The sequence below is a fragment of the Pseudomonas sp. M5A4_2d genome, assembly GCF_053345295.1.
On record NZ_JBKEZW010000009.1, the window covers coordinates 89,191 to 114,399 of the forward strand.

A 25,209-nucleotide genomic window follows, 5' to 3' on the forward strand; every position below is an offset into this window, starting at 1 on the left:
TTTACAGTTCATGTAAAATGCCGGCCTTTCTCCCCATGATCCGCTCCCCTGAGGACCTGAGATGACCCGAATCGGAACTCCATTGTCGCCAACCGCGACCCGCGTTTTGCTGTGTGGCTGCGGTGAGCTGGGCAAGGAAGTGGTAATCGAACTGCAACGCCTGGGCGTTGAAGTGATTGCCGTGGATCGCTACGCCAACGCGCCGGCCATGCAGGTTGCGCACCGTAGCCATGTGATCAACATGCTCGACGGCGCCGCCCTGCGTGCCGTGATCGAAGCGGAAAAACCGCACTTCATCGTGCCGGAAATCGAAGCCATCGCCACCGCCACCCTGGTGGAGCTGGAGGCCGAAGGCTTCACCGTGATCCCGACTGCGCGCGCCACGTCGCTGACCATGAACCGTGAAGGCATCCGTCGCCTGGCCGCTGAAGAGCTGGACCTGCCGACTTCGCCGTACCACTTTGCCGACACCTTCGAAGACTACAGCAAGGCCGTGCAGGACCTGGGCTTCCCGTGCGTGGTCAAGCCGGTGATGAGTTCGTCGGGCAAGGGCCAGAGCCTGCTGCGCAGCACTGATGACGTGCAGAAAGCCTGGGATTACGCCCAGGAAGGCGGGCGGGCGGGTAAAGGTCGCGTGATCATCGAAGGCTTCATCGACTTCGACTACGAAATCACCCTGCTGACCGTGCGCCACATCGGCGGCACCACCTTCTGCGCGCCGGTCGGCCACCGTCAGGAGAAGGGCGACTACCAGGAGTCCTGGCAGCCGCAAGCCATGAGCCCGATTGCCCTGGCGGAATCCGAGCGCGTGGCCAAAGCGGTCACCGAGGCGCTGGGTGGTCGCGGCCTGTTTGGCGTGGAGTTGTTCATCAAGGGCGATCAGGTGTGGTTCAGCGAAGTGTCGCCGCGCCCGCATGACACTGGCCTGGTGACCCTGATTTCTCAGGACTTGTCGCAATTTGCCCTGCACGCTCGCGCGATTCTGGGCCTGCCGATTCCATTGATCCGTCAGTTCGGGCCTTCGGCTTCGGCGGTGATCCTGGTGGAAGGGCAGTCCACCCAGACGGCATTCGCCAACCTCGGCGCCGCCTTGAGCGAGCCGGACACGGCGTTGCGTCTGTTTGGTAAGCCAGAAGTGAATGGTCAGCGTCGGATGGGGGTGGCGTTGGCGCGGGATGAGTCGATTGAGGCGGCTCGTGCGAAGGCTACCCGTGCTTCCAAAGCTGTTGTCGTAGAGCTGTAACCGAGGCGCGCCTTTCGCGAGCAAGCCCGCTCCCACAGTTGACCGCATTCCTACAGGATAAATGCGGTCGAATGTGGGAGCGAGCTTGCTCGCGAAGGCGGTCTATCAGGCGACCTTGTTCAAATCATTATCCCGCGTCTCTTTCAGGCACAGCACAGCGATCAAGCTGAGCAACGCTGCCGCCGACACATACCCGCCGACATAACTCAGCCCGCCCATTGCCACCAGCTTGGTCGCGAAGAACGGCGCCGCCGACGCACCGACAATCCCACCCAGGTTATACGCCGCCGAAGCGCCGGTATAACGCACGCGCGTCGGGAACAGTTCCGGCAGCAAGGCGCCCATCGGCGCGAAGGTCACGCCCATCAGGAACAGCTCCAGCGCCAGGAACAACGCCACCGCCCAGGTCGAGCCGTGGGTCAGCAGGGGTTCCATGGTGAAGCCCGACAGAATCGCCAGCACTGCGCCGACGATCAGTACCGGCTTGCGCCCGTAGCGGTCACTGGCCAAGGCTGCCAACGGCGTGGCCAGGCCCATGAACAGCACGGCGAAGCACAGCAAGCCCAGGAACGTTTCGCGGCTGTAGCCCAGGGTGGAAACGCCGTAGCTCAGGGAAAACGCAGTGGTGATGTAGAACAGTGCATAACACACCACCATCGACGCCGCGCCCAGCAGTACCGGCAACCAATGCTGGCTGAACAGTTCCACCAACGGCACTTTTACCGGTGCTTCTTTGGCCACGGCGTTGGCGAACACCGGGGTTTCATGCAGTTTCAAGCGCGCATACAGGCCGACCATCACCAACGCTGCGCTGAGGATGAACGGAATGCGCCAGCCCCAGCTGCGGAATTGCTCGTCGTTCAGGCTCATGGCCAGGATCAGGAACAAGCCGTTGGCGGCCAGAAAACCAATCGACGGGCCGAGTTGCGGGAACATGCCGAACCAGGCGCGCTTGCCCTTTGGGGCGTTCTCGGTCGCCAGCAATGCCGCGCCACCCCATTCCCCGCCAAGCCCGAGGCCCTGGCCGAAACGCAGCACACATAACAGAATCGGGGCCCAGGCGCCGATGCTGTCGTAGCCCGGCAGCAAGCCGATCAGTGTGGTGCACACCCCCATCAGCAGCAACGAGGCGACCAGGGTTGACTTGCGCCCGATACGGTCACCGAAATGGCCGAACAGCGCGGAGCCCAATGGACGGGCGATGAAGGCGATGCCGAAGGTCAGGAACGACGCCAGCATCTGCGCGGTACCGGACGTCTGCGGGAAGAACACCGGGCCGATCACCAGCGCAGCAGCGGTGGCGTAGATATAGAAATCGTAGAACTCGATGGCGGTGCCGACGATGCTCGCGGTCGCGACCCGTGCGGTCGAGTTGAGCGGGGCGGCGGTTGCAGCCTCGTTATAGGTGGTGCTCATGGCGGTATCCCTGACGGTCATTGCGCGTTTGGACGCGGATTATTATTGGTCGAACACCCAAGGATCAGGGGCGTAGACGGGGCGGCTCGGGATGGGAGCAAACACCGGTCAGACACGGTAAAGCGGTGCCTGGACGCGCTGAGTGCGGGTAGCACGCGGTCGGGCGGGGCTTGGGTAAGCCGAGCCGATTATAGGAAGGGGGTTGAACAGAGAACAAGGGGCTCAATCACGATCTATCAAACGCTGCAAATCAACTGTGGGAGCGGGCTTGCTCGCGAAAGCGGTGGGTCAGGTCTAGATGAGCTGACTGATCCACCGCTTTCGCGAGCAAGCCCGCTCCCACATTGGATTGTGTTATGCCAAGAGGTTATGCGGCGACCGGAACGCGGCTGGTGTGCCAGATCAGCACTTTGCTGACGCGGTTGTCCTCGGTCTCGAGGATTTCCAGGCGATAGCGGCCGATTTTCAGGCACACCGCGCAATCCGGAATGGTCTCCAGCGCTTCGGTCACCAACCCGTTGAGGGTCTTGGGGCCATCGCTGGGCAGGTGCCAGCCCAGGCTCTTGTTCAGTTCGCGGATCGAGGCGGCGCCGTCGATGATGAAACGGCCATCGGGTTGCGCGTCGATATGCGGGTTATCCACCGTCTGATCGTTTTCGAATTCGCCGACGATTTCTTCGAGGATGTCTTCCAGGGTGACGATGCCCAGCACTTCACCGTATTCGTCTACCACCATGCCCAGGCGTCGCTGCTGCTTGTGGAAATTCAGCAGCTGCAGTTGCAGCGGGGTGCTTTCCGGGACGAAGTAAGGTTCGTGGCAAGCGGCGAGCAAGGCATCTTTGGTCAGGCTGGCATCAGGCAGCAGGTGTTGGATCTGCCGGGTGTTGAGCACCGCTTCGACTTGGTTGATGTCGCTGTGGAACACCGGCAGGCGCGTGCGCTGGGAAGCGCGCAATTGCTCGATGATTTCTTCAACCGGATCGTCCAGGTTGATGCCGTCCACTTCGCTGCGCGGTACCAGAATGTCGTTGACCGTGATGTTGTCCAGGGCGTGAATACCGGGCATGCCGGGGGTGCGGTTGTCGTCGGACTCGGGCTCCGGTTCATCATCGTGATTGGGCAGCGGCTCGTCGCTTTTTTTCACCACGCCGGTTTTGCGTGCGAAGGGGCGCAGCAGCAGCAGGCTGATGCCATTGAGCAGCCACGCCAGCGGATAAAGAATTTTCAGCGGCACGCCCAGCAGCGTATTGCCAAAGCCCAGTACGGCCTGGGGATGGCGAACCGCGAGGGCGCGGGGCAGGTAGTCGGCGAGCACCAGCAGGATTGCGCAAGAAATCAGCCAACCGAGCCACGGGCCGTTCTGCGCCCAGGCATAGATCGCCAGCAAGGTGCAGAGAATAACCACTGCAGCGCGACACAAGCTGTTGCACAGGATCAGGCTGTGACGCGGGAAGTTCAGGCGGGCGGCCGCCTTGTCACCCTGGCGTGTACCAGGACGCAGTGCCAGCAGGTGTTGTTGTGCGGCTTCGATGGCGGTAAACAGCGCCGCCCATAACACCAGCAAGGTGATTACCGCGAGCATCGGCCCAAGGGGCAAGTTGTCCATGATCGCTGCCCGTCAGATATGCAGGATGTATTCGCGAACCAGCTTGCTGCCGAAATAGGCCAGCATCAGCAGGCAGAAACCGGCCAGGGTCCAGCGGATCGCTTTGTGCCCACGCCAGCCGAGACGGTTGCGACCCCACAGCAAGACGCTGAACACGACCCAGGCCAGGCACGCCAGCAAGGTTTTGTGCACTAGGTGCTGGGCGAACAGGTTTTCGACGAACAGCCAACCGGAAATCAGCGACAACGACAGCAGTGTCCAGCCGGCCCACAGGAAACCGAACAGCAGGCTTTCCATGGTTTGCAGCGGCGGGAAGTTCTTGATCAGCCCGGACGGGTGCTTGTTTTTAAGCTGGTGGTCTTGCAGCAGCACGAGCAATGCCTGGAACACGGCGATGGTGAACATGCCGTAGGCGAGAATCGACAACAGAATGTGGGCGAGGATGCCCGGTTCCTCGTCGATGACCTGCACGGTGCCGGTCGGGGCAAATTGCGCCAGCAGTACCGTCAGCATGCCCAGCGGGAATAGCAGCACCAACAGGTTCTCGACGGGGATGCGATAGCAGGCCATCAGCGTCAGCGCGATGACGGCTGCGGCGATCAGGCTGGCGGCGCTGAAAAAGTCCAGGCCCAGGCCGACCGGCGTCATCAGATGCGTGAACAGGCTGGCGGCGTGAGCCAGCAGGGCGATGACGCCAAAGCCCACCAGCAGGCGTTTGTCGGCTTTTGTGCCCTGGGCCAGACGAGTGCCCTGATAGAGAGTCGCAGCGGCATACAAAAGGGCGGCGGCGAGGCTGGGTAGCAAACTGGGTGACAAGGGGACCATAAATCCTGATAGACAAGCCCGAAAGGCGCTGAGTTTGGCACACACCTGCGCTCCACGAAAGACTCCCGGGCCAGACAGCGGGTGTGCACAGGCGCAGTCTTCGCTATAATCCGCGACCTGCCCACGCCGCAGGCTCGCCGAGCGCTGTTTTTAATAGCGATTTACCACAGCCTGGGCCGCCATTACCTCGGTCACCACTGCATTTCGATGAATAGGGCCTGAAAGGATCGCGCATGTTTGAAAACCTGACTGACCGTCTCTCGCAGACGCTGCGCCACGTAACCGGCAAGGCCAAGCTGACCGAGGACAATATTAAAGACACCCTGCGTGAAGTGCGCATGGCGTTGCTGGAAGCCGACGTGGCCTTGCCTGTGGTCAAGGACTTCGTCAACTCGGTCAAAGAGCGCGCGGTCGGCACCGAAGTGTCCCGCAGCCTGACCCCGGGCCAGGCCTTTGTGAAGATCGTCCAGGCCGAACTCGAAAGCCTGATGGGCGCGGCCAACGAAGATTTGAACCTCAGCGCCGTACCGCCAGCGGTTGTGCTGATGGCTGGTCTGCAAGGTGCGGGTAAAACCACCACCGCCGGCAAGCTGGCGCGCTTCCTTAAAGAGCGCAAGAAGAAGTCCGTGATGGTGGTGTCGGCCGACGTGTACCGTCCGGCGGCCATCAAGCAACTCGAAATGCTTGCCGGCGAAGTGGGGGTGACCTTCTTCCCGTCTGACCTGAGCCAGAAGCCGGTCGACATCGCCAACGCGGCTATTAAAGAAGCCAAGTTGAAATTCATCGACGTGGTTATCGTCGATACCGCCGGTCGCCTGCACATCGACGAAGAGATGATGGGCGAGATCAAGGCGCTGCATGCCGCGATCAACCCGGTCGAAACGCTGTTCGTGGTCGACGCCATGACCGGCCAGGATGCGGCCAACACCGCCAAGGCCTTCGGTGACGCACTGCCGCTGACCGGCGTGATCCTGACCAAGGTCGATGGCGACGCCCGTGGCGGTGCCGCGCTGTCGGTGCGTGCCATCACCGGCAAGCCGATCAAGTTCATTGGTATGGGCGAGAAGAGCGACGCGCTCGAGCCGTTCCACCCAGAGCGGATCGCCTCGCGCATCCTCGGCATGGGTGACGTGCTCAGCCTGATCGAACAGGCCGAAGCCACACTCGACAAAGACAAGGCCGACAAACTGGCCAAAAAGCTGAAGAAGGGCAAGGGCTTCGACCTCGAAGACTTCCGCGACCAGCTGCAACAGATGAAAAACATGGGCGGCCTCGGCGGCCTGATGGACAAGTTGCCGAACATCGGCGGTGTGAACCTGGCGCAAATGGGCAATGCCCAGGGCGCGGCAGAGAAGCAATTCAAGCAGATGGAAGCCATCATCAATTCCATGACCCCGGCCGAGCGCCGTGACCCTGAGCTGATCAGTGGTTCGCGCAAACGTCGGATCGCCATGGGCTCCGGCACCCAGGTGCAGGACATCGGTCGCTTGATCAAGCAGCACAAGCAGATGCAGAAGATGATGAAGAAATTCTCCGCCAAAGGCGGAATGGCCAAGATGATGCGCGGCATGGGTGGTATGTTGCCCGGCGGTGGCATGCCCAAAATGTAAAGTATTCGAGCGCAAGCATGCTTGCGCTCCGACCCACAAGGATGTGGGATCTCCAGCAAACCCGCGGTTAGCGGGAGCTGACTCGCCGTTTTAACCGACGGCTCTATAGCAGATCTGAGTGGCACGCTGATAGGCGCCAGAAAAAGACATTTGCAAAAGTCCGGATATTCCTTAGAATATGCGGCCTTTCGGGCACCTATGCCCGCTGTGCATTTAGATTTGCAGCACCGACTACAGGAACGATGTTCACATGCTAACAATCCGTCTTGCCCTTGGCGGCTCCAAAAAGCGCCCGTTTTACCACTTGACCGTAACCGACAGCCGCAACCCGCGTGACGGTTCGCACAAGGAACAGGTTGGTTTCTTCAACCCTGTTGCTCGTGGTCAAGAAGTTCGTCTGTCCGTGAACCAAGAGCGCGTAGCCTACTGGCTGAGCGTTGGTGCACAGCCATCCGAGCGTGTTGCCAAGTTGTTGAAGGACTCGGCTAAGGCCGCAGCCTGAGCAATATGAACGCGACGCCAGCTGTTGCTGATGATTTGATCGTTATCGGCAAGATTTACTCTGTTCATGGCGTTCGCGGCGAAGTGAAGGTGTATTCCTTTACTGATCCGACTGAAAACCTGTTGCAGTACAAAACCTGGACGCTCAAGCGCGAAGGTAGTGTGAAACAGGTCGAGCTGGTCAGTGGACGCGGGAGCGATAAGTTCCTGGTCGCAAAGCTCAAGGGTTTTGATGATCGTGAAGAAGCTCGTCTTCTGGCCGGTTATGAGATCTGCGTGCCGCGCAACCTGTTCCCTGAATTGACCGACGGCGAGTACTACTGGTACCAGCTGGAAGGTCTGAAGGTTATTGATCAACTGGGGCAATTGCTCGGGAAAATCGATCATCTTCTGGAAACCGGCGCCAATGATGTAATGGTGGTCAAGCCTTGCGCTGGCAGCCTGGATGATCGCGAACGCCTGTTGCCGTATACCGGGCAATGCGTGTTGGCCGTCGACCTGGCAGCGGGCGAGATGAAGGTGGAATGGGACGCGGACTTCTAAGCGTGGCTAATTTGCGCATTGAAGTGATCAGTTTGTTTCCCGAGATGTTTTCCGCCATCAGCGAGTACGGCATCACCAGTCGGGCGGTGAAACAGGGGCTGTTGCAGCTTACCTGTTGGAACCCGCGAGACTACACGACGGATCGACATCACACTGTGGACGATCGCCCATTTGGCGGTGGCCCGGGCATGGTGATGAAGATCAAGCCCCTGGAAGACGCGTTGGCCCAGGCCAAGGCAGCTGCCGGGGAGAAGGCGAAGGTAATTTACCTGTCCCCTCAAGGCCGTCAGCTGAAACAGGCTGGGGTTCGCGAACTGGCGAATGAGGAAGCATTAATCCTGATTGCCGGTCGCTATGAAGGCATTGACGAGCGGTTTATTGAAGCTCATGTCGATGAAGAGTGGTCGATTGGGGACTATGTCCTGTCTGGCGGCGAGCTGCCGGCGATGGTCCTGATAGATGCGGTTACACGACTGCTGCCTGGAGCTTTAGGGCATGCGGACTCCGCGGAGGAAGATTCCTTCACGGATGGTTTGCTGGATTGCCCGCACTACACCCGACCGGAGGTGTATGCGGATCAGCGTGTTCCCGACGTATTGCTAAGTGGCAATCACGCACACATCCGGCGTTGGCGTTTACAGCAGTCCCTTGGTCGGACCTATGAACGACGCGCCGATCTTCTGGAAAGCCGCTCGCTTTCTGGAGAAGAGAAGAAGCTGCTCGAGGAATACATCCTCGCGCGGGACGATAGTTAACAACGTATCGATGGTAGGTCCGATGACTTACCTTAGGAGCACAGCATGACTAACAAAATCATCCTTGCACTCGAAGCAGAGCAGATGACCAAAGAGATCCCTACCTTTGCCCCGGGCGACACTATTGTCGTTCAGGTGAAAGTGAAGGAAGGCGACCGTTCGCGTCTGCAAGCGTTCGAAGGCGTGGTAATCGCCAAGCGTAACCGTGGTGTGAACAGTGCTTTCACTGTTCGTAAAATCTCCAACGGTGTTGGCGTAGAGCGTACTTTCCAGACCTACAGCCCGCAAATCGACAGCATGGCCGTTAAGCGTCGCGGTGACGTACGTAAAGCCAAGCTGTACTACCTGCGTGACCTGTCCGGTAAAGCAGCTCGCATCAAGGAAAAACTGGCTTAAGTCCAGCTTCCCGATGCAGAAAAAAGCAGCCTACGGGCTGCTTTTTTGTGCCTGAAATTTGTCAATTTGCCGGTATTTTCCCATGACCACCCGCCTCGAAGAAATCCAGCGTCGTACCGACCTGTCCGTGACCCACGTGACCAAGGCCGTGTTCCCGCCGACCACTAACCACCACAACACCCTGTTCGGCGGTACGGCGCTGGCGTGGATGGATGAAGTGTCGTTCATCACGGCGACGCGTTTTTGTCGTTTGCCGCTGGTGACGGTCTCCACTGATCGGATCGACTTTAATCACGCGATCCCGGCCGGCTCCATCGTTGAGCTGATCGGGCGCGTGGTCAAAGTCGGTAACACCAGCCTCAAGGTTGAAGTCGAAGTGTTTGTGGAAAGCATGAGTGCCGATGGCCGCGAAAAGGCAATCCAGGGTGTGTTCAGCTTTGTCGCGATTGATGCCGATAAGCGGCCGGTACCGGTGTTGCCTGGGTTTGTAGACTGATCTGAAACCGAGTCGTGGCCATCGCAGGCAAGCCAGCTCCCACATTTGATCGATGTTGATCATGAGATCAGGCATGACACAAAACCCATGTGGGAGCTGGCTTGCCTGCGATAGGATCTCCCCGACACTACATTCATTCGCTTGAGCCCCTATGCCCGCCATTGACCACCCCCTGATCGACCGCTTCCTTGATGCCCTGTGGCTGGAAAAAGGCCTGTCGGACAACACTCGCCAGGCTTATCGCAGTGACTTGGCCCTGTTCAACGGCTGGCTGCAGGAGAAAAACCTCGAGCTGATCAATGCCGGTCGCGAGCTGATCCTTGATCACCTGGCCTGGCGCCTTGAGCAGAACTACAAGCCTCGCTCCACTGCGCGATTTCTATCTGGCGTGCGTGGTTTTTATCGCTACCTGCTGCGGGAAAAGCTGATCGCGGTCGACCCGACCCTGCAAATCGATATGCCGCAACTCGGCAGGCCATTGCCCAAATCCCTGTCGGAAGCCGACGTCGATGCCTTGCTCGCCGCGCCCGACCTGAGTGAAGCCATCGGCCAGCGTGACCGCGCCATGCTCGAAGTGCTCTACGCCTGCGGCCTGCGGGTGACTGAACTGATCAGCCTGACGCTGGAGCAAGTCAACTTGCGTCAGGGCGTGCTGTGCGTCATGGGCAAAGGCAGCAAGGAGCGACTGGTGCCGATGGGCGAGGAGGCGATTGTGTGGGTTGAGCGCTATATGCGTGATGCCCGTGGCGAATTGCTCGGCGGGCGGCCCAGCGACGTGCTGTTCCCCAGCCTGCGCGGTGAGCAGATGACCCGCCAGACTTTCTGGCACCGTATCAAGCACCAGGCCAAAGTGGCTGGGATCGGCAAGGCGCTGTCGCCACATACGTTGCGCCACGCGTTTGCCACCCATTTGCTCAACCACGGTGCGGATTTGCGTGTGGTGCAAATGCTGCTGGGGCACAGTGACTTATCCACAACCCAGATTTACACCCACGTCGCGCGCGCACGTCTGCAGGAGATGCACGCCAAGCATCACCCTCGCGGATAAAATTACGTCGGAAAAGGCCCAATTTACCTGCCGCAGTCTGCCCCCCGGCCCAACTGTGGTAGGCTTTGCCGGTTCGCAAAGGGGACGGCGCCCAGGCTCGTATTGACAGCCCCGTGTTTCCAGATCGGTGTTCATGCGCCCGTCCCTGCATCTGCCTTCAGGAGTTCCCATGCGCTTGACCCAGATTATTGCCGCCGCAGCCATTGCGTTGGTTTCCACCTTTGTTGTCGCCGATGACGCCGCCGAGCAGACCATTCGCAAGAGCTTGGCCAACCTGCAACTCGACACGCCGATTGAAAGTATCAGTGCCAGCCCGATGGCCGGGCTGTATGAAGTCAAGCTCAAGGGCAGCCGTGTGCTGTACGCCAGTGCCGATGGCCAGTACATCGTCCAGGGCTACCTGTTCCAGTTGAAAGACGGCAAGCCGGTCAACCTGACCGAGAAAGCCGAGCGCCTGGGCGTGTCCAAGTTGATCAACGGCATTCCAGTGGCTGAAACCGTGGTTTACCCGGCCATCGGCGAGACCAAGACTCACATCACCGTGTTCACCGACACCACCTGCCCGTACTGCCACAAGCTGCACGCCGAAGTGCCTGCGCTGAACAAAATGGGTATCGAAGTGCGCTACGTCGCGTTCCCGCGCCAGGGCCTGGGCTCGCCGGGTGACGAACAACTGCAAGCCGTATGGTGCTCGGCCGACAAGAAAGCCGCCATGGACAAAATGGTCGATGGCAAGGAAATCAAGTCGGCCAAATGCGCCAACCCGGTTTCCAAGCAGTTCGCCCTGGGCCAGTCGATTGGTGTGAACGGTACACCGGCCATCGTTTTGGCTGATGGCCAAGTAATTCCGGGCTACCAGCCTGCGCCACAAGTTGCCAAACTGGCGCTGGGTGCAAAGTAAGCAGTCATCGTCGAGCCTTTGACGATCATGCCCCGCCGAACAGTCGACGGGGCATTAATTGAGAGCCGCAGTTGTGCGGCTGTTTACCACGGCCGACCTTGAGTCGGCCGTTTCATGGGGAGTTCTTCAGTGAAACCGGTCAAAGTAGGCATCTGTGGGTTAGGGACCGTCGGTGGCGGCACCTTGAACGTACTTCAGCGTAATGCTGAAGAAATTTCCCGCCGTGCAGGGCGTGGGATTGAAGTGGCACAAATTGCCACGCGTACGCCAAAGCCTCAGTTCCAAACGACCGGTATTGCGATTACCAACGATGTCTTCGCCGTGGCCACCAATCCTGAAATCGATATCGTCATCGAGCTGGTTGGCGGTTACACCGTGGCCCGCGAGCTGGTGCTCAAGGCCATCGAGAACGGCAAGCACGTGGTCACCGCCAACAAGGCGCTGATCGCCGTGCACGGTAACGAGATCTTCGCCAAGGCGCGCGAGAAGGGCGTGATCGTTGCGTTCGAAGCGGCTGTGGCCGGCGGCATCCCGGTGATCAAGGCGATCCGTGAAGGCTTGTCCGCCAACCGTATCAACTGGGTGGCCGGCATCATCAACGGCACCGGCAACTTCATCCTCACCGAAATGCGCGAGAAGGGCCGTACCTTCGAAGACGTGCTGGCCGAAGCCCAGGCGCTGGGTTACGCCGAAGCCGACCCGACCTTTGACGTGGAAGGCATCGACGCGGCCCACAAGCTGACCATCCTGGCCTCCATCGCCTTTGGTATCCCGCTGCAGTTCGACAAGGCCTACACCGAAGGCATCACCAAGCTGACCACTGCCGACGTGAACTACGCCGAAGCCCTGGGCTACCGCATCAAGCACCTGGGCGTGGCGCGCAGCACTCCGGCCGGTATCGAGCTGCGTGTGCACCCGACGTTGATCCCGGCCGACCGCCTGATCGCCAACGTCAACGGCGTGATGAACGCCGTGATGGTCAACGGTGATGCAGCCGGCTCCACGCTGTTCTACGGCGCCGGTGCCGGTATGGAACCGACGGCCTCCTCGGTCATCGCCGACCTGGTGGACGTGGTCCGCGCCATGACCAGCGACCCGGAAAACCGCGTGCCGCACCTGGCCTTCCAGCCGGACTCGCTGTCGGCCCACCCGATCCTGCCGATCGAAGCCTGCGAAAGTGCCTACTACCTGCGCATCCAGGCTCAGGATCATCCGGGCGTGTTGGCCCAGGTTGCCAGCATCCTGTCGGAGCGCGGCATCAATATCGAGTCGATCATGCAGAAGGAAGTCGAGGAGCAAAACGGCCAGGTGCCGATGATCCTGTTGACCCACCGCGTGCTCGAACAACGCATGAACGATGCCATCGCCGCCCTCGAAGCCCTGCAAGGCGTGGTGGGCCCGGTGGTGCGGATTCGCGTTGAACACTTGAACTAACCGATTTGATCCAGGGGCCCCGTGTGTTCGGCGGCCTCTGTTCGAGAATGTTTTAGAGGAGCCAGTCATGCGTTATATCAGCACCCGCGGCCAGGCACCGGCCCTGAATTTCGAAGACGTTTTGCTGGCAGGCCTTGCCACTGACGGCGGCCTGTATGTACCGGAAAACCTGCCACGTTTCACCCAGGAAGAAATTGCGTCCTGGGCGGGCCTGCCGTACCACGAGCTGGCGTTCCGGGTGATGCGCCCGTTCGTCACCGGCAGCATTCCGGATGCGGATTTCAAAAAGATTCTGGAAGAGACGTATGGCGTGTTTTCCCACAGCGCCATCGCCCCTCTGCGTCAGCTGAACGGCAACGAATGGGTGCTGGAGCTGTTCCATGGCCCGACCCTGGCGTTCAAGGACTTCGCCCTGCAATTGCTGGGTCGCCTGCTCGATTACGTGCTGGAAAAGCGCGGCGAGCGTGTGGTGATCATCGGCGCTACGTCCGGTGATACCGGTTCGGCCGCCATCGAAGGTTGCAAGCACTGCGAAAACGTCGACATCTTCATCCTGCACCCGCACAAGCGCGTGTCGGAAGTGCAGCGTCGCCAGATGACGACCATTTTCGGTGAAAACATTCACAACATCGCCATCGAAGGCAACTTCGATGACTGCCAGGAAATGGTCAAGAACAGCTTCGCTGACCAGAGCTTCCTGAAAGGTACGCGCCTGGTGGCGGTGAACTCAATCAACTGGGCCCGGATCATGGCCCAGATCGTCTACTACTTCCACGCGTCCCTGCAGTTGGGCGGCCCGGCGCGTTCGGTGTCGTTCTCGGTGCCGACCGGCAACTTCGGCGACATCTTTGCCGGCTACCTGGCGCGCAACATGGGCCTGCCGATCAACCAGTTGATCGTCGCCACCAACCGCAACGACATCCTGCACCGCTTCATGAGCGGCAACCAGTACGTCAAGGAAACCCTGCACGCCACACTGTCGCCGTCCATGGACATCATGGTGTCGTCGAACTTCGAACGCCTGCTGTTCGACATGCACGGTCGCAATGGCGCCGCCCTGGCTGGCCTGATGGACAGCTTCAAGCAAGGTGGCGGTTTCAGCGTCGAGCAAGAGCGCTGGACCGAAACCCGCAAGCTGTTCGACTCACTGGCCGTGGACGATGCGCAGACCTGTGAAACCATCGCTGAGGTCTACGCCCAGACCGGCGAACTGCTCGACCCACACACCGCCATCGGTGTGAAGGCCGCACGCGAGTGCCGTCGCAGCCTGGACATCCCGATGGTGATTCTGGGCACTGCCCACCCGGTCAAATTCCCGGAAGCGGTGGAGAAGGCCGGTGTTGGCAAAGCGCTGGAGTTGCCCGAGCACCTGGCTGACCTGTTCGAGCGTGAAGAGCGCTGCACGGTGTTGGCGAACGATCTGAAAGCCATGCAGGCGTTTGTCAGCCAGCACGGCAATCGCGGTAAGCCGCTCTGATCCACAGCTTGCTACGCGGTAGGTCAAGCCCGTCTTCGTGACGGGCTTTTTCATTCTGGCGAGCCATACTTGCGCGGGCGGCCAACCAGCAAACTCAAGGAAACTCAATCGGTGCGTGTAGTGATTCAATGGGCGGTGCGGCTGGCTTGCGTGCTGTTGCTCGGCCATCTGTCTATGGGCCAGGCGGCTGTCAGCCTGCCTTTCAAGCTGGTGCCGGCGTTTATCCCGCTGCAGCCTTTGCCCCTGGCACCGGCGGAGCAGCAGTGGTTGGCCGCTCATCCGACATTGAAGGTGGGCATTTCGATTGATGATTATCAACCGATTGATATTACCCGCGACCGCAATCGCTACCAGGGCATCAGTGCCGATTACCTGAGCCTGGTCGGCGCGCGTCTGGATATGCCGATGCAGGTGCTGGGCTTTGCCGAACGAGCCCAGGCGGTTGAAGCGTTGCGCAGCGGTGCTATCGATATTCTCACCAGCGCCAACGGCTATGAGCGTGATGTGCCCGGCCTGCAGTTTACCCGCGACTACATGCCTGACCGTTCGGTGGTGGTGCTGCGCCGAGACGACACCCGGGGCGACGACCTAGCGGGCAAGAAGGTGGTGTTGCTCGACGGCTATGCCAACGTCAAGAACGTGCACGCGGCCTATCCTGGCAGCGACATTATGCTTGCGCCCAACCTCTACAGCGGGCTGGAAGCGCTTAAGCAACACGACGCCGATGCGTTTATCGGCAATGAAGTGATTGTGCGTGCCTACAAGTCGCTGCGGCCTTACCTGGGCTTGCAAATCAAGGAAGAGAGTCGGCTGCCCCCCATCGGTTTCGCCTTCGCCACCCGTCAGGCCGACCCATTGCTGGGCGCCATGATGGACCGCGCTCTGGGGAGCATTGAGGAATCAGTGCAGCGCGAAATCCTTGCACGCTGGACCACTGGGCTTGGCGTGGGTATCGGTGCTGAACGCATTGAGCTTTCCGCTTCGGAGCAGGCGTGGGTAGTACGCCATCGGCATATTGTGGTCGCGGCCCAGCAGCTATCGCCTTACGTGTTCAAGGACAAGGACGGTCGGTGGGTTGGCCTGAACGTTGACCTGCTCAATCGGATCTCGCGCATGACCGGTTTGCGCTTTGTCTTCGAAGAGGTGCATTCCACCGCGCAAACCCTGAATTGGCTGGAAACGGGCAGGGCGGACATGAACACCACCCTGGCCGAGAGCCAGGAGCGCAAGGCGCTGCTCAATTTCAGCCATAGTTTCGGCGGCTCCGGCTGGGTGTTTGTCGAGCCTGTCGATGCAGCACCGCTGACCGGTCTGGATCAGTTGGCCGGCAAGGTCCTGGCGCTGCCGGCGCGGCATGTGCTTGAGGGCTACCTTCGCCAGATGCATCCGCAAATCCAGCTGCGGTTGGTCGGCAATTATGCCCAGGCCCGAGAGTTGGTGCGACGAGGTGAGGCGGCGGCGACGCTCCAGACCGAAGTGGAAGTGCAGAGTTACCCGCAGGATGACTTGCGTATAGGTCGCAGTGTCGATGGCATGTGGTCGGCCAACAGCCTGTCGGTGCCCAAGGACCAGCCGGAGCTGCTGAGTATCCTGAACAAAGCCCTGGAGGCCTTGCCGGTGGCCGAGTTGAGCGCGTTGCACCTGCGCTGGATCGGGGCGGTCGCGCTTCCCGTGCCTGCCTGGCAACGGGTGCCTGCCTGGGCCTATTGGACGGTCGCCATGGCGATCCTGTTTGTACTGGTCTCGCAGGTGTGGAACAGCCGGCTCAAGCGCCAGATACGTCAGCGGCTGGAGGCCGAGCGCAGGCTCAACGATCAGTTGGCCTTCAAACGCGCCTTGCTCGATGGCATGCCCAACCCGCTGTTTGTCCGCGACCTGGCTGGGCGCCTGGTGACCTGCAACAAAAGTTATGAGCAGCAATTGGCAACCCGGCTTGAACAGATCCAGGGTCTGACCTTGATGGAAAGCGGGGTGATGCCCGAAGCGACCGCTGCGCGCCTGCACGCCGGCCATATGGAGCAGTTGGCCACGCAACAGCCGTTGTTTGTCGACCGGCAACTGGAGTTCAACGGCGGCAGCTTTCATGTCTACCAGTGGACGGTGCCGTTCTTCGACGCTGAGAATCGCTTGCAGGGACTGCTTGGCGGCTGGATCGACATCAACGAGCGCAAAGTACTCGAGCAGCAATTGATGGATGCACGCCAGGTCGCCGACGAGGCGAATTACGCAAAAAGTGCGTTTCTCTCCACTCTCAGCCACGAGATTCGTACACCGATGACCGCGATCATTGGTTTGCTCGAGCTGGAACAGGAACGCTGCCTGGCAGCCGGTTTCCCTATATCCGAGGGGTTGCAGGTGGTCCATCGTTCGGCGCGTGAGTTGATCGCGTTGATGGGCGACAGCCTGGACCTCGCCAAGATCGAGGCGGGTCATATGCAACTGGCGCCGCAGTCTACCGAGTTGAAAGGGTTTTTCGAGGGCATCCAACGGCTGTTCGAAGCCACGGCGCAAAAAAAAGGCCTGCTCCTGACCTTGACGTTTGATCCGGCGGCGCAGGGCTATTACTGGTTCGACCCGCTGCGTTTGCGCCAGGTCATGCACAACCTGTTGGGCAATGCGCTGAAGTTTACCGAGCAGGGCGGGGTGCGTGTCAGTGTCACCTGCCAGCACGATGAGGCGGGCGCTGAATACTTGCATTTATGCGTCGAGGACAGCGGCCCGGGGGTTGGCGTTGAACAGCAGGCAACGATGTTCAAGCCTTTTATTCAGACAAGTGCACTGACTGCTGCCGAACACGGCGGAACTGGTTTGGGCCTGAGTATCTGCCAGCAGTTGGTGGAGCTGATGGGCGGTAGCATTCGCCTCAACAGTGTCATCGGCGAGGGTACTAAGGTGTGTATCGACCTGTGCCTGGCTCGGGTCAGCACTGACAATGTGCCCGTGCTGGCCGCCACGTCCTTGCCACCCGCTGGTCGCAATCTGTCGGTGCTGGTTGTCGATGATTTGGCTGCCAATCGTCTGGTGTTGGCGCAGCAGTTCGAGTTCCTCGGTCATCAGGTGATTGCCGTCGATTCGGCTGAAGCCGCTTTGCACTATTGGCGTGATCAGCGGTTTGACGTGCTGGTGACCGATTGCCAGATGCCGGGCATGTCCGGCTATGGCCTGAGCGAGGCCGTCCGGCGGATCGAAGCCGAGACACAACGGCCCCGTTGCGCACTCATAGGTTGCACTGCGAATGCCTTGGATGATGAACAACGGCGCGGCGAGGAGGCCGGTATGGATGAATTGCTGGTCAAGCCCATTACGTTGCAGCACTGGGCCGAGGTACTGACACGCGTAACGGCGCAACGCTCGTTCGATATCGAGACGTTGCGTACCATGACCCAGGCCGACTGGCCGGTCCTGCACAGCATGTTGCAGGCATTGGCAAAGAGCCTGGACCACGAACATGAGGTATTGGCGTTGGCCCTGGCCGAGCAGGACATGGCGCGTTTGAATGCGGCGCTGCATCGGCTCAAGGGCGTTTGCTCGCTGGTGGACGCACTGCCGCTGGCCAAGGCCTGCATGGCCCTTGAACGCTGCGCGCGCGAGCAGCGCGGCGCCGAACTTCAAGCACCCTGGCTGCGGTTGTCCGAAACCCTGATGACGTTTCGACGTGATCTGCAGCCTTATCTGGATTCACACGATTAGGACACGTCCTATGGGGCACCCTGCCGCTTTTGGTTACTGTGCCGTCTTTGCCCGATGCCGACAGAGTTGCCTATGCGTTCCCTCAAAGTCCTGATCCTTGAAGACAACCCGTTTCAATTGATGGCGCTGCATCAGATGCTTAACGCCAACGGCGTGTTCAATGTACTGACCGCCGAGACCGTCGAGGCAGCCCGCCAGTCCCTGGAAAGCAAAGGCCCCGTGGACATTGCTATTTGCGATCTGTACCTGGAGCAGGGCGATGGCCTGGAGTTGATCCGTGAATTGGCCGAGCACGGTCTGGCTCAAGTGCTGATACTGCTCAGCAATGCTGAGCCGGACGTGCTCGAAGGTGTGGCGAATATGGCACGGCAACAGGGTTTGAACGTGCTGGCATGTTTGCAGAAACCAGCGTCGGCTACGCTGATCGGGCAAGTGCTAACGGACTGCCAGGCGCGTTTGCGTCCGGGGCCGCCGGTGTTGTCATGGGCGCGGGTGCGCCATTTGCTGGATCTTGACGAAAGGGACGCGTTGCCACCCTCGGCGGATGTCAGCCAGGCCGGTATCGCGCGTTGTGGCAGGGTCTGGTATCAGCCCATCGTCAGCCAGGCGGGTGTGCTGCAACGGGTCGAGGCACTGGCGCGCTGGCAGTCGTGCGGGAATGACCTGCTGCTGCCTGACGATTTTTTGCCGGTGTTGGAATTTGCCGGCATGGAGGAAGCCTTTACCTGGCATGTGCTGGAGCAGGCGCTGGGGCTGGCTGGCCAGGTCATGGGCCAGACGGGCCAATTGTTGCCGGTGGCGGTGAATATTCCTGGGCGGATGCTGGAACGCTCGCACTTTCCCCAAGTGCTGCAAGGCTTGCTGCAACTTCACGGCGTGCCTGCCCACGGCCTTACCCTGGAGCTGGTGGAGACCTCAAGGTTGAAAACCGACAGCGCCCACGTAACGGGGTTACTGCGCTTGCGAATGATGGGTTGCCAGTTGTCCATTGGTGATTTCGGCGTGGGCGGCACCAGCCTGCAGAGCTTGCTGGAACTGCCCTTCACCGAATTGAAAATCCCCCCGGCGTTTGCCAGCGGGATGGCCAATGACGATCGCAAAGCGGCGGTGGTGGCGGGCGCCATGAGCATGGCTGCGCACCTGGATGTCGGTGTCGTGGTTACCGGGGTTGAAAGCGCCGCCGACTATCACGCCGTAGGAAAGCTCGGAGCAGCCTGGCTGCAAGGGTGTTTTATTGCCCGGCCGATGGATGCCGAGGCACTCAAGCAATGGATCGCGTTTCAGGCTATGCCAGCCCGTGTTCCTGCACATAGATAAACAGCGCGGCATCGTTGCCCAGGCCGAGCTTGCGCATGGCACTGACTTTTTGCGCGCTGACGGTCTGTTTGCTGCGATGCAGTTGCGCGGCGATCTCGCCCACCGTCAACCCGGCGGCCAGCAGGCGGATGACCTCCAGTTCCCGAGGTGAAAGCTGTTCCTGGGAATGCAGGCGATCGGCGCCAACTTCCCCCGCGAGGCTCAGTGCCTGACGAATGGCGTGGGCCACGTACGTGCGCTGTTGCCGGGCTTGTCGAATCGCCTCCGGCAGCTCACCCGCCAGGCTGGCTTTGCTCAGCAGCCCCATGACCCCCAGTTCCAGAATGGAATGGAACAAGCCGGCGTTATTGAGCATGGTCACCACCACAATGGGCAGGTCCGGATAGTGCCGGCGCAGTTGCCCGATCAAGCGCAGCCCGTCGGCGTGAGGCTCGGCGGGCATCATGAAGTCGGTCACCAGTACATCACAGGCACAGGTTTGTAGCAGCTCGATGAGGGCTTGGGGTGAATTGGCCTCTGCCACGATGCGCACATGCTCGTCCTGCTCCAGAACGGCGCGCAAGCCAATCAGGAAAATCGGGTGGTCGTCGGCAAGGACGATGCGCAGTGGCTGTTCAGACGCGGCTTTCAAGGCAGGCTCCCAGGGTAATCCAGGGATTCTAGCCTGTCGGTGGATGTTTTCTCTCTGTCATCTTTGCCGTGCATGCTCGCTTGACTCGGGCAGGAGGCTACACAAAAGGTCGAACTTTCTGCTTTGAGCACGGGTCACTTGAATGTAAGCACCTTAATGACATTTTTGTTTTTCGAACCTTATTCGAATGATTGAGTGGTGATCGAGATGGAAAGTATCAGCCTATTGCTCGAAGAAGCACTGAGCCCTTATCAGGTTACGTTGACCACCTCGGGCCTACAGGGCGAGTGCCTGGTGACCGTGAAGAACCCTGCTGGCGCTATCGTCGTCGAGCGTGAAGTCGATCGGGCCCAATTGACCGATAAGCGTGTACTGGTGGATGTGGTGGATTGCTTGCTACGCGATCTGAAAATCGCTGAAGGGCGCCTGGAACCCTCGGTTATCGCAGCATTGCGTAACGCAGCCCAAACCCGTGGCGCCGCCCTCGCATGAAGAATTGTTTAATGATGGAAACTTCCTACCCCATGCCCGGTCAGATTTCATAACAGCAAGAGCAAACATTGTGCTCCGGTGTTTGTGGCTTGTTGTACTGGTCTTTGTAGGCCACGTTTAACCCCGAGTTGTCTCCCCACTGCTCGGGGTTTCTTTTGCCTGCGATTTGTCAGGGCTCAGGGGAATTCTGGAAAAAACTCGGGTTGTCCAACAAATACTGCGCGCGCATCACGGGGTCCAACCATGATGCGTAGGATTGCTGGACCCGCGCCTGCGGGATATCCCGTATCGCCTGATCGATTCGCTGCATGGCCTGACGGCCTTGAGGCGTATCCGAGCAACCAATATGCGAACGTTGATAACGCGCTGAGCCCTTGATGGGATAGAACATCAGGTCCTGGGCAGCGATACCCTGTTGCCGGGCGTGATAGCGGATTTCCGGCGGGTAACCCAACACCGCTTCCAGCCGCCCAAGACGCTGCATTTGCAACAGGCTGCCAAGAGCGTCATTGCCGTAATGCAATGCCAGGGTGTGGGGAGCGGCGTGCTTGAGCTGTTCGTCGATGGCGGGGCCGTAGCTGCGTTCGGCGGTGGCGCCAATGCGTGCTTTATGGGATTCGAGAAAGGCTTGCAGATCAAATTGACCCTCGGCAATAAAGGGTGCCATTGCCTCTTGCTGGCTGCGTTGGATCGTCACCCCGTTGCTGACCACCACGAATGCCTGGGCCGAAAACACAATGTACTTCGCGCGCTCCGGCGTCCACAGCAGCGAGGGGTCGCAGGTCAGGGAAGGCGAGCGCAGCATTTGAATGCCGCGAGCTCGGTTGACGTGCATCACGGTGTGGCGGTATTGCGGCAGGCGCTTGGCGAGTATCGGCAACAACTCATCCAGTGCCCCCTGGCCTTTCTGAGGCCCTTCAAAGATGGTGATGGGCGGCAGGTCGCGCAACAGCCAGATCAGCGTGTCCTCGGCATGCGCCGAGAGCGGCCACACGCCGAGCATCACGCTCATGAGGCACAGAGGGATAAACCGGCATTGGTACGGGCGAGCCATCAGATCGCGCCAACCTCGCGCAAACGGGTGATAGCTGCGGCGTCGTAACCCAGTTCATTGAGGACCGTGCTGTTATGTTCGCCCAACTGCGGCCCGACCCACTCACAACTACCCGGTGTCTGCGACAGCTTGGGCACGATCCCCGGCATCTTGAAGCCCTTGCCGCCCGGCAACTGAGCCTCGAGAAACATTTCCCGCGCCAGAAACTGCGGGTCGCCCAACATGTCTTCGGCGCTGTAGATGCGGCTGGCGGGCACCTCGGCCTTGTTCAGTTGCTCAATCACGTGGTCCAGCGGCAGCGAGTTGACCCAGCGATCAATCACGCCGTACAGCTCATCACGGCGGCTATCGCGCCCGTCATTGCTCGCCAGCTGCGGGTCATTGGCCAGGTCTTCGCGGCCGATGGCGCTCATGAAACGCTTGAAGATTGCATCGCCATTGGCGCCGATCTGCACATGCTTGCCGTCGGCAGTGGTATGAATCGATGACGGCGTGATGCCGGGCATGATGTTGCCGGTGCGCTCGCGAATAAACCCGAACACGTCGAACTCCGGGATCATGCTTTCCATCATCGCGAAGATGGCTTCGTACAGTGCCACATCCACGACTTGGCCGAGCCCGCCGTTGACCTCGCGATGACGCAGCGCCATCAGCGCGCCGATGACCGCCCACAAGGCGGCAATCGAGTCGCCGATGGAAATCCCCGTGCGTACCGGCGGGCGGTCTTCGAAACCGGTGATATAGCGCAAGCCGCCCATGGACTCGCCCACCGCGCCGAACCCCGGCTGGTCTTTCATCGGGCCGGTCTGGCCAAAACCCGAGAGCCGCACCATCACCAATTTCGGGTTCAGCGCATGCAGGGTTTCCCAGCTCAGACCGAGTTTTTCCAGGACGCCGGGGCGGAAATTCTCAATCAGGATGTCGGCATCCGCCAGCAATTGCTTAAGGATGGCCAAACCTTCCGGGTGCTTGAGGTTCAGCGTCAGCGACTGCTTGTTGCGCGCCTGCACGAACCACCAGAGTGAGGTGCCTTCATACAGCTTGCGCCATTTGCGCAGCGGGTCGCCGCCGTCCGGGGATTCGACCTTGATCACCTCGGCACCGAATTCGGCGCAGATGCGTGACGCAAACGGGCCGGCGATCAAGGTGCCCAGTTCGATGACTTTCAGGCCGGCCAGCGGTTTGGCATTAAACGACATGAGGATCCTTATCAAGCGTGGAACGGTGGTGTGATGCCTTTTAACATAGGCGAGCGGCCCAGGGATAAGGATGATGCAGCGCAGTATTCGTTGAATGGCCGCGCCATCGGTTAGACTGGCCGCCTTTCCCTGTCTCTAGAAGCCCGTTCATGGCCCAGCCGTCCACGACCTACAAATTCGAACTCAACCTCACCGACCTTGATCGCTCGGTGTACGAGAGCGTCAAACAGACCATCGCCCGCCATCCTTCGGAAACCGAAGAGCGCATGACCGTGCGTCTGTTGGCCTACGCACTTTGGTACAACGAGCATCTGTCGTTCGGCCGTGGTCTGTCAGATGTGGACGAGCCAGCCCTGTGGGAAAAAAGCCTGGATGATCGTGTTCTGCACTGGATTGAGGTCGGCCAGCCTGACGCCGATCGTCTCACCTGGTGCTCGCGCCGTACCGAACGCACCAGCTTGCTGGCCTACGGCAGCCTGCGTGTGTGGGAAGGCAAAGTGGTGCCGGTGGCAAAAAACCTGAAGAACGTACACATCGCCGCTGTGCCTCAGGAAATCCTCGAGACCCTGGCCAAGGACATGCCGCGCGTTATCAAGTGGGACGTGATGATCAGCGAAGGCACGATCTTCGTGACGGATGATCGTGGCCAGCATGAAGTGCAGTTGGAATGGTTGGTCGGCGAGCGTGATTAAACATGCGGGAGCTGGCGTGTGTGGGAGCGGGCTTGCTCGCGAAAGCATCACCGCAGCGTAACTGACCTACCGAGGTGTCTGCATCGCCGGCAAACCAGCCCCACATTTGTTCTATGTCGCTGTGAATATCTTTGTTTAACCGTTGTACCAGAAGAGAAGCTTCCGTCACCCCATGCGTATTGATCCTCGCCCGTTGCCCGCTGTCCTGCCGTTTCTCGGTGAATTGCCACCGCTGTTGACCCGTCTCTACGCCGCACGCGGGGTGCAGTCGGAAGCCGAACTGGACAAGAGCCTGGCGCGGTTGATTCCCTACCAGCAGCTCAAGGGCATCGACGCGGCGGTGGACCTGCTGGTGACCGCCCTCGAGCAGCGCCAGCGCATCCTGATCGTCGGTGACTTCGACGCCGACGGCGCCACGGCCAGCACCGTGGGCACCCTGGGCCTGCGTTTGCTCGGCGCGGCCCATGTCGATTACCTGGTCCCCAACCGCTTTGAGTACGGTTATGGCCTGACGCCGGAAATCGTCGCCGTGGCGCTGCAGCGCACGCCGCAGCTGCTGATTACCGTGGATAACGGCATCTCCAGCGTCGAAGGCGTGGCGGCGGCAAAAGCGGCGGGCTTGAAGGTGTTGGTCACTGACCACCACTTGCCCGGCGATGAATTGCCGGCGGCGGATGCCATCGTCAACCCGAACCAACCCGGCTGCGAGTTCCCGAGCAAGGCGCTGGCGGGTGTCGGCGTGATCTTTTATGTGTTGATGGCCTTGCGCGCGCGTTTACGCAGCCTGGGCTGGTACGACAACACGCCGCAACCGAACATCGGTGAATTGCTCGACCTGGTCGCCCTGGGCAGCGTCGCCGACGTGGTGCCGCTGGATGCCAACAACCGCATCCTGGTCCATCAGGGGCTGGAGCGTATTCGCGCCGGTCGCGCCCGGCCGGGAATCAAGGCGATCCTCGAGGTCGCCAAGCGCGACCATGCCCGTATCACCTCGACCGACCTTGGCTTTATTCTTGGGCCGCGGCTGAATGCCGCCGGCCGCCTGGATGATATGAGCCTGGGCATCGAATGCCTGCTCACCACCGACTTCGCGGCGGCACGGGAAATGGCGGCGCAACTGGACGGCATGAACCAGGACCGTAAATCCATCGAGCAGGGCATGCAGCGCGAGGCGCTCGCCCAGCTCAAGGACTTGCCGGTGGAATCGATGCCCTACGGTTTGTGCCTGTTCGACCCGGAATGGCACCAGGGCGTCATCGGCATTTTGGCGTCGCGCATGAAAGAGCGGTATTTCCGCCCGACCATCGCCTTCGCCGACGCCGGTGATGGCCTGCTCAAGGGCTCAGGGCGCTCTGTGCAGGGTTTCCACATCCGTGATGCCCTGGCGGTCGTCGCGAGCCAGCATCCCAACCTGATCGCCAAATACGGCGGCCATGCGATGGCGGCCGGTTTGACCTTGCCCGAGGCGAATTTCCCACTGTTTGCCGAAGCCTTTGACGCTGAAGTGCGTCGGCAACTGCGCGAAGAAGACCTCACCGGGCGGCTGTTGTCCGACGGCACCTTGGCTGTGGAAGAGTTTCACTTGGAACTGGCGCGCGCATTGCGGCATGCCGGGCCATGGGGCCAGCACTTTCCTGAGCCGCTGTTTCACGGTGTGTTTCAGTTGGTCGAGCAGCGCGTAGTAGGGGAGCGGCACCTCAAGGTGGTGCTCAAGAGCGAATGCGGGTCAGTGAAGCTCGATGGCATTGCGTTTGGCGTGGACCGAGAGGTCTGGCCTAACCCGACGGTGCGTTGGGTGGAATTGGCCTACAAGCTGGACGTGAACGAATTTCGTGGGCAGGAAACCGTGCAGTTGATGATCGCGCATATCGAACCGCGCTAAA

Annotated in this window: 22 protein-coding genes; 16 read left to right on the plus strand and 6 right to left on the minus strand. The window is 60.2% G+C overall.

Annotated features, from left to right (window positions below; all coding sequences use genetic code 11):
* The first annotated feature begins 61 nt into the window (after positions 1-61).
* Entirely contained in the window at positions 62-1,243 is a 1,182-nt protein-coding gene (gene purT, locus ACLBW8_RS20975; RefSeq protein ID WP_014719785.1) for a formate-dependent phosphoribosylglycinamide formyltransferase, read from the plus strand.
* Positions 1,244-1,348: 105 nt separating this feature from the next.
* On the opposite strand, the gene ACLBW8_RS20980 is transcribed toward purT, so the two are convergent.
* The 3 genes from ACLBW8_RS20980 to ACLBW8_RS20990 all read right to left on the minus strand — a co-directional run bounded on the left by ACLBW8_RS20980 (position 1,349) and on the right by ACLBW8_RS20990 (position 5,090).
* The gene (locus ACLBW8_RS20980) at positions 1,349-2,659 is read right to left on the minus strand and encodes an MFS transporter (RefSeq protein WP_053257838.1); all 1,311 of its coding nucleotides are present in this window, start codon (positions 2,657-2,659) and stop codon (positions 1,349-1,351) included.
* 367 nt (positions 2,660-3,026) lie between these two features.
* Positions 3,027-4,265 carry a transporter associated domain-containing protein gene (locus tag ACLBW8_RS20985; protein ID WP_447806216.1) on the minus strand — a complete coding sequence of 413 codons (1,239 nt, stop codon included), beginning with the start codon at positions 4,263-4,265 and terminating at the stop codon, positions 3,027-3,029.
* A 12-nt stretch (positions 4,266-4,277) separates the two neighbouring features.
* Positions 4,278-5,090 (minus strand): cytochrome C assembly family protein, encoded by an 813-nt coding sequence (locus tag ACLBW8_RS20990; RefSeq protein ID WP_447806217.1) that lies wholly within the window; start codon positions 5,088-5,090, stop codon positions 4,278-4,280.
* Between the two features lie 233 nt (positions 5,091-5,323).
* Between ACLBW8_RS20990 and ffh the strand changes: the two genes are divergently transcribed.
* The 12 genes from ffh to ACLBW8_RS21050 all read left to right on the plus strand — a co-directional run bounded on the left by ffh (position 5,324) and on the right by ACLBW8_RS21050 (position 19,258).
* Complete coding sequence (gene ffh / locus ACLBW8_RS20995) at positions 5,324-6,700, plus strand: signal recognition particle protein (RefSeq protein ID WP_010207982.1); 1,377 nt, start codon at positions 5,324-5,326, stop codon at positions 6,698-6,700.
* 250 nt (positions 6,701-6,950) lie between these two features.
* Complete coding sequence (rpsP, locus tag ACLBW8_RS21000; RefSeq protein WP_003175899.1) at positions 6,951-7,202, plus strand: 30S ribosomal protein S16; 252 nt, start codon at positions 6,951-6,953, stop codon at positions 7,200-7,202.
* 5 nt (positions 7,203-7,207) lie between these two features.
* Positions 7,208-7,744 (plus strand): ribosome maturation factor RimM, encoded by a 537-nt coding sequence (gene rimM, locus ACLBW8_RS21005; RefSeq protein WP_447806218.1) that lies wholly within the window; start codon positions 7,208-7,210, stop codon positions 7,742-7,744.
* Positions 7,726-8,499, plus strand: a complete 774-nt coding sequence (gene trmD, locus ACLBW8_RS21010) for a tRNA (guanosine(37)-N1)-methyltransferase TrmD (RefSeq protein ID WP_173390389.1) — start codon at positions 7,726-7,728, stop codon at positions 8,497-8,499. Before rimM ends, trmD begins: the two co-directional genes overlap by 19 nt.
* A gap of 45 nt (positions 8,500-8,544) precedes the next feature.
* Positions 8,545-8,895: a 50S ribosomal protein L19 gene (gene rplS / locus ACLBW8_RS21015; protein WP_003175895.1), complete on the plus strand. Its 351-nt coding sequence runs from the start codon at positions 8,545-8,547 to the stop codon at positions 8,893-8,895.
* 82 nt (positions 8,896-8,977) lie between these two features.
* Positions 8,978-9,391 (plus strand): acyl-CoA thioesterase, encoded by a 414-nt coding sequence (locus ACLBW8_RS21020; RefSeq protein ID WP_128591738.1) that lies wholly within the window; start codon positions 8,978-8,980, stop codon positions 9,389-9,391.
* A gap of 151 nt (positions 9,392-9,542) precedes the next feature.
* The gene (gene xerD, locus ACLBW8_RS21025) at positions 9,543-10,439 is read left to right on the plus strand and encodes a site-specific tyrosine recombinase XerD (RefSeq protein WP_447806219.1); all 897 of its coding nucleotides are present in this window, start codon (positions 9,543-9,545) and stop codon (positions 10,437-10,439) included.
* 169 nt (positions 10,440-10,608) lie between these two features.
* Entirely contained in the window at positions 10,609-11,340 is a 732-nt protein-coding gene (locus ACLBW8_RS21030; protein ID WP_053257833.1) for a thioredoxin fold domain-containing protein, read from the plus strand.
* A 129-nt stretch (positions 11,341-11,469) separates the two neighbouring features.
* A complete protein-coding gene (locus ACLBW8_RS21035) occupies positions 11,470-12,774 on the plus strand; it encodes a homoserine dehydrogenase (protein WP_064454001.1) in 1,305 nt (434 codons plus the stop codon).
* A 67-nt stretch (positions 12,775-12,841) separates the two neighbouring features.
* Positions 12,842-14,251, plus strand: a complete 1,410-nt coding sequence (gene thrC, locus ACLBW8_RS21040) for a threonine synthase (protein WP_064454000.1) — start codon at positions 12,842-12,844, stop codon at positions 14,249-14,251.
* Between the two features lie 111 nt (positions 14,252-14,362).
* Positions 14,363-17,941, plus strand: a complete 3,579-nt coding sequence (locus ACLBW8_RS21045) for a transporter substrate-binding domain-containing protein (protein ID WP_447806220.1) — start codon at positions 14,363-14,365, stop codon at positions 17,939-17,941.
* 72 nt (positions 17,942-18,013) lie between these two features.
* The gene (locus tag ACLBW8_RS21050; RefSeq protein WP_407016215.1) at positions 18,014-19,258 is read left to right on the plus strand and encodes an EAL domain-containing response regulator; all 1,245 of its coding nucleotides are present in this window, start codon (positions 18,014-18,016) and stop codon (positions 19,256-19,258) included.
* Here the strand turns inward: ACLBW8_RS21050 and ACLBW8_RS21055 are convergent.
* Positions 19,227-19,889, minus strand: a complete 663-nt coding sequence (locus tag ACLBW8_RS21055) for a response regulator transcription factor (protein WP_259763464.1) — start codon at positions 19,887-19,889, stop codon at positions 19,227-19,229. The genes ACLBW8_RS21050 and ACLBW8_RS21055 overlap by 32 nt on opposite strands.
* 207 nt (positions 19,890-20,096) lie before the next feature.
* Between ACLBW8_RS21055 and ACLBW8_RS21060 the strand changes: the two genes are divergently transcribed.
* A complete protein-coding gene (locus ACLBW8_RS21060; protein WP_064455009.1) occupies positions 20,097-20,381 on the plus strand; it encodes a DUF3509 domain-containing protein in 285 nt (94 codons plus the stop codon).
* 169 nt (positions 20,382-20,550) lie between these two features.
* Here ACLBW8_RS21060 and ACLBW8_RS21065 read toward each other — a convergent pair whose 3' ends face one another.
* Together ACLBW8_RS21065 and ACLBW8_RS21070 are read right to left on the minus strand one after the other, a co-directional pair.
* The gene (locus tag ACLBW8_RS21065) at positions 20,551-21,435 is read right to left on the minus strand and encodes a TIGR02285 family protein (RefSeq protein ID WP_447806221.1); all 885 of its coding nucleotides are present in this window, start codon (positions 21,433-21,435) and stop codon (positions 20,551-20,553) included.
* Positions 21,435-22,634: a CaiB/BaiF CoA transferase family protein gene (locus tag ACLBW8_RS21070; RefSeq protein WP_447806222.1), complete on the minus strand. Its 1,200-nt coding sequence runs from the start codon at positions 22,632-22,634 to the stop codon at positions 21,435-21,437. The genes ACLBW8_RS21065 and ACLBW8_RS21070 overlap by 1 nt, the downstream gene beginning before the upstream one ends.
* Before the next feature lie 149 nt (positions 22,635-22,783).
* On the opposite strand from ACLBW8_RS21070, the gene ACLBW8_RS21075 reads away from it, so the two are divergent.
* Positions 22,784-23,326: a YaeQ family protein gene (locus ACLBW8_RS21075; RefSeq protein WP_064453997.1), complete on the plus strand. Its 543-nt coding sequence runs from the start codon at positions 22,784-22,786 to the stop codon at positions 23,324-23,326.
* 172 nt (positions 23,327-23,498) lie between these two features.
* A complete protein-coding gene (gene recJ, locus ACLBW8_RS21080; RefSeq protein ID WP_064453996.1) occupies positions 23,499-25,208 on the plus strand; it encodes a single-stranded-DNA-specific exonuclease RecJ in 1,710 nt (569 codons plus the stop codon).
* Position 25,209 lies beyond the last annotated feature (1 nt).

Coding starts and splice junctions, on each gene's coding strand:
- ACLBW8_RS20980 (WP_053257838.1), bottom strand. CDS start 2,659: ATGAGCACCACCTATAACGAGGCTGCAACCGCCGCCCCGCTCAACTCG.
- ffh (WP_010207982.1), top strand. CDS start 5,324: ATGTTTGAAAACCTGACTGACCGTCTCTCGCAGACGCTGCGCCACGTA.
- ACLBW8_RS21075 (WP_064453997.1), top strand. CDS start 22,784: ATGGCCCAGCCGTCCACGACCTACAAATTCGAACTCAACCTCACCGAC.
- ACLBW8_RS21065 (WP_447806221.1), bottom strand. CDS start 21,435: ATGGCTCGCCCGTACCAATGCCGGTTTATCCCTCTGTGCCTCATGAGC.
- ACLBW8_RS20985 (WP_447806216.1), bottom strand. CDS start 4,265: ATGGACAACTTGCCCCTTGGGCCGATGCTCGCGGTAATCACCTTGCTG.
- thrC (WP_064454000.1), top strand. CDS start 12,842: ATGCGTTATATCAGCACCCGCGGCCAGGCACCGGCCCTGAATTTCGAA.
- ACLBW8_RS21060 (WP_064455009.1), top strand. CDS start 20,097: ATGGAAAGTATCAGCCTATTGCTCGAAGAAGCACTGAGCCCTTATCAG.
- ACLBW8_RS20990 (WP_447806217.1), bottom strand. CDS start 5,090: ATGGTCCCCTTGTCACCCAGTTTGCTACCCAGCCTCGCCGCCGCCCTT.
- rpsP (WP_003175899.1), top strand. CDS start 6,951: ATGCTAACAATCCGTCTTGCCCTTGGCGGCTCCAAAAAGCGCCCGTTT.
- trmD (WP_173390389.1), top strand. CDS start 7,726: ATGGGACGCGGACTTCTAAGCGTGGCTAATTTGCGCATTGAAGTGATC.
- ACLBW8_RS21050 (WP_407016215.1), top strand. CDS start 18,014: ATGCGTTCCCTCAAAGTCCTGATCCTTGAAGACAACCCGTTTCAATTG.
- purT (WP_014719785.1), top strand. CDS start 62: ATGACCCGAATCGGAACTCCATTGTCGCCAACCGCGACCCGCGTTTTG.
- rimM (WP_447806218.1), top strand. CDS start 7,208: ATGAACGCGACGCCAGCTGTTGCTGATGATTTGATCGTTATCGGCAAG.
- recJ (WP_064453996.1), top strand. CDS start 23,499: ATGCGTATTGATCCTCGCCCGTTGCCCGCTGTCCTGCCGTTTCTCGGT.
- ACLBW8_RS21070 (WP_447806222.1), bottom strand. CDS start 22,634: ATGTCGTTTAATGCCAAACCGCTGGCCGGCCTGAAAGTCATCGAACTG.
- rplS (WP_003175895.1), top strand. CDS start 8,545: ATGACTAACAAAATCATCCTTGCACTCGAAGCAGAGCAGATGACCAAA.
- ACLBW8_RS21030 (WP_053257833.1), top strand. CDS start 10,609: ATGCGCTTGACCCAGATTATTGCCGCCGCAGCCATTGCGTTGGTTTCC.
- xerD (WP_447806219.1), top strand. CDS start 9,543: ATGCCCGCCATTGACCACCCCCTGATCGACCGCTTCCTTGATGCCCTG.
- ACLBW8_RS21020 (WP_128591738.1), top strand. CDS start 8,978: ATGACCACCCGCCTCGAAGAAATCCAGCGTCGTACCGACCTGTCCGTG.